The following is a 3606-nucleotide window of genomic DNA, read 5'->3' on the forward strand; positions in this document are numbered from 1 at the left end:
GGCACGACGGGATCGCCGCCGTGATCTCGGCGGCGCACGAGCGGTTCCCGGGGTTCTCCTTCCGGCTCGCGGGGGCGGTCGACGGGCACCACGGCATCGCCCGGTTCGGCTGGGAACTGGTCGACGGGGCGGACGGCTCGGCTCCCGTCGCCGGATTCGACGTGATCACCCTGGACGCCGACGACCGGATCCGCGCTGTGCACGGCTTCCTGGACCGCGTGCCGGCGTAGACCGGGGGTTGCCTCTTCGGACCGCACCGGCAGGAGAAGGAGGAGGGCGGCACGGTCGCGGTCCGGCTGGAGGAGCGGTTCAGCCCGTGAGGGCGGCCCGTGCGATATCCCGGTAGCGCCTCGGAGCCACGCCGGTCGTTCGCTTGAAGGCGTTGCTGAACGCGCTCTCGGAGGTGTAGCCCACCTTCTGCGCGAGGGCCGACACGGACGTCTCGCCGTCCCGCAGCGCACGCCTGGCCACACTCATCCGCCAGTCCAGCAGATAGGTGAGGGGCGGGACGCCGGCCACCGTCCGGAAACGCTGGGCGAAGCTGGTGCGGGACATGGCCGCGGCCCTGGCCAGCTCCTCCAGCTGCCAGGGGCGGCCCGGATCGGCGTGCATGAGACGCAGCGCCGGGGAGATGCGCTCGTCGGCGAGGGCCCGCAGCCTTCCGGCGGGCAGGGCGTCGGCGTCCGCGAGATAGGCGCGCAGCACCTGGACGAACATCAGCTGGGCGAGCTGGTCGGCGGCGAAATCGGCACCCGCCCGGCCGGCCGTGAGTTCACGCAGCAGCTGGTCGAGCAGCCAGCGCAGCACGGGGGCCTCCTCCGCGGCGGCCCGCACATGGAGCAGCGGTGGCAGGGCGTGCAGCAGCAGCTCCTCGCCCGCCCGGCCCAGTTCGACATGGCCGCCGACGAAGACGACGTCCTCGCCACCGCCGTAGCGGATCATCGGCCCGGGTGTGTCGGCGAAGAGCCTCGTCGCGTCCACCGGGTCCGACGTGGAATCGCTCGCGACGACGAACGCCCGGCTGCCGTCGAACACGGCCACGTCGCCGCGTTCGAGGCGGACGGCGTCCGGCATGCCCTCGACGGCCACCCACATGCTTCCCCTCACCACCGCGGTGATCTTGAGCCGGTCGGGCCGGGGGAAGCGCAGCGCCCAGTCGCCGCCGGCGGTGAAGCCGCCGGAGATGACACAGCGGGCGTCCATCAGGCCGAGGGTGTCGGAGAGCGGGTCGACAGGCATGTCCGTACTATCGCGCAAGTTATGCGGACTCTCAAGCATTCATCGTACGGACGACCGGTCCTACGGTGGTCGGGAAGGCCCACACAAGGAGATCCGAACCATGACCACCACCGTCCAAGAACCCCTCCACTCCGGCTTCGACGCCGCCTCCACCGCCGAGGACGTCATCAAGGGAATCGACCTGACCGGCAAGGTCGCCGTCGTCACCGGGGGCTATTCCGGCATCGGCCTGGAGACCGCGCGCGTCCTGCGTGCCGCGGGCGCCGAGGTCGTCGTGCCGGCCCGGGACACCGAGAGGGCCGAGGCCGCGCTGAAGGGGATCGACGGCGTCGGGATCGAGGCCATGGACCTGCTGGACCCCGCCTCGATCGACGCCTTCGCCGAGCGTTTCCTCGCCTCCGGCCGCCCGCTGCACATCCTCGTGAACAGCGCGGGAGTCATGGCGACCCCGCTGACCCGGGACGCCCGGGGCTACGAGGTGCAGTTCGCCACGAACCACCTCGGCCACTTCCAGCTGGTGGCGCGTCTGCGGCCCGCGCTGCGCCGGGCGCAGGGGGCCCGGGTCGTGTCGGTGTCGTCCTGGGGACACCGGTTCTCGCCCGTCCTCTTCGACGACCCGCACTTCGAGCACGGCACGTACGACCGCTGGATCGCCTACGGACAGTCGAAAACGGCGAACATCCTCTTCGCGCTCGCGCTCGACGAGCGGGGCAGGGCGGACGGCATCCGCGCCTACTCCCTGCACCCGGGCAGCATCGTCGACACCAACCTGAAGAAGTACCTCGCCGAGGAGGACCTGAAGGCGGCCGGTGTCCTCGACGCGGACGGCCGGACGGTCCTGGACCCGGAGCGGCAGCTCAAGACCGTCGAGCAGGGGGCGGCCACCAGCGTGTGGTGCGCGACCAGCCCCCTGCTGGCGGGCAGGGGCGGTGTCTACTGCGAGAACAGCGACATCGCGCCCCCGATGTCGGCCGAGGAGGGGCGCGCGTGGACACTCACGAGCAGGACGCCGAAGCCCGGCGTGCTGTCCTACGCCGTCGACCCGGTGACGGCCGACCGCCTCTGGGAGCTCAGTGAGCGCCTCACGGCATGACCAGCGGGGCCCGGCGGGCCCGGCCGGCCTGCGTCACGCCTTGATGACCGCGTCGATCCGGGCCAGTTCCTCCTCGTCGAAGTCCAGCGCGCGGGTCGCCGTCACGCTGTCCTCCAGCTGCTGGGTGCTGCTCGCGCCGATGAGGGCGGAGGTCACCCGGCCACCGCGCAAAACCCAGGCCAGGGCCATCTGCGCCAGGGACTGACCACGCGCCTCGGCGATCTCCGCGAGGGCGCGCAGCTGCCCCACGAGGTCCTCGGTGACCGTGTCGGCGCTCAGGAAGGGGCTGTCGCTCGCGGCGCGCGACCCCTCCGGGATGCCGTCGAGGTAACGGCTGGTGAGCAGTCCCTGCTCCAGCGGGGAGTAGGCGATGGAGCCGACCCGCAGCTCGTCCAGCGTGTCCAGGAGCCCGTCCTCGGGCCGGCGGTCGAGCATCGAGTAGCGCGGCTGGTGGATGAGGAGCGGGGTGCCCAGCTCTCCGAGGATGCGGGCGGCCTCCCGGGTCTCCTCGGGCGAGTAGTTGGACACGCCGACGTAGAGGGCCTTGCCCTGCTGGACCGCCGAGTGCAGGGCCCCCATCGTCTCCTCGAAGGGGGTCTCGGGGTCGGGGCGGTGCGAGTAGAAGATGTCCACGTAGTCCAGGCCCATCCGGGCCAGGCTCTGGTCGAGCGAGGACAGCAGGTACTTTCGCGAGCCCCATTCGCCGTACGGGCCCGGCCACATCAGGTATCCGGCCTTGGTCGAGATGACCAGTTCGTCGCGGTAGGGCGCGAAGTCGGCCTTCAGGGCGTCGCCGAGGGCCGACTCGGCGGCGCCGGGCGGCGGACCGTAGTTGTTGGCCAGGTCGAAGTGGGTGACGCCCAGGTCGAACGCGCGGCGCAGGATCGCGCGTTGGGTCTCCACCGGCCGGTCGGGGCCGAAGTTGTGCCACAGACCGAGGGACAGCGCGGGAAGTTTCAGGCCGCTGCGTCCGGTGCGCCGGTAGGGCATGTCCGCGTAACGGTCGGGGTGTGCGGTGTACAACGCGTGCTCCTGGAAGGCCGGGAAAACAGATGTCCACTCTCGCGCGCGCACGGTGCAGAGGTCCAACGGGAGAATCGGATCGGATTCAGCGACAGGGACTCTCAATCGGCCGGTAGGCTTGTGCCCCATGGAACTGCGCCACCTCCAGCACTTCGTCGCCGTCGCGGAGGACCAGCACTTCACCCGGGCGGCCGAGCCTTCGCCTACATCAACGGTTTCTGACTCGTCTCACGGCCGGCAGACCGTGAAAG

General features: G+C 71.1%; 3 protein-coding genes and 1 pseudogene. 2 read left to right on the plus strand and 2 right to left on the minus strand.

What is annotated here, in order from left to right; genetic code table 11:
• Nucleotides 1-230 (plus strand): annotated as a pseudogene (locus ABZV34_RS37670) (nuclear transport factor 2 family protein); the annotation flags it as partial.
• A 79-nt stretch (nucleotides 231-309) separates the two neighbouring features.
• On the opposite strand, the gene ABZV34_RS37675 reads toward ABZV34_RS37670, so the two are convergent.
• Nucleotides 310-1239 (minus strand): AraC family transcriptional regulator, encoded by a 930-nt coding sequence (locus ABZV34_RS37675; protein WP_356287261.1) that lies wholly within the window; start codon nucleotides 1237-1239, stop codon nucleotides 310-312.
• Between the two features lie 100 nt (nucleotides 1240-1339).
• Here ABZV34_RS37675 and ABZV34_RS37680 point away from each other — a divergent pair, with 100 nt between their 5' ends.
• Entirely contained in the window at nucleotides 1340-2332 is a 993-nt protein-coding gene (locus ABZV34_RS37680; RefSeq protein ID WP_356287264.1) for an oxidoreductase, read from the plus strand.
• A 33-nt stretch (nucleotides 2333-2365) separates the two neighbouring features.
• Here ABZV34_RS37680 and mgrA read toward each other — a convergent pair whose 3' ends face one another.
• On the minus strand, nucleotides 2366-3355 hold the full coding sequence (mgrA, locus tag ABZV34_RS37685; protein ID WP_356287267.1) for an L-glyceraldehyde 3-phosphate reductase: 990 nt from the start codon (nucleotides 3353-3355) through the stop codon (nucleotides 2366-2368).
• Nucleotides 3356-3606: the final 251 nt, after the last annotated feature.

This window comes from Streptomyces sp. NPDC005195 (assembly GCF_040608315.1).
GTDB classification, from domain to species: Bacteria; Actinomycetota; Actinomycetes; order Streptomycetales; family Streptomycetaceae; genus Streptomyces; species Streptomyces kaempferi.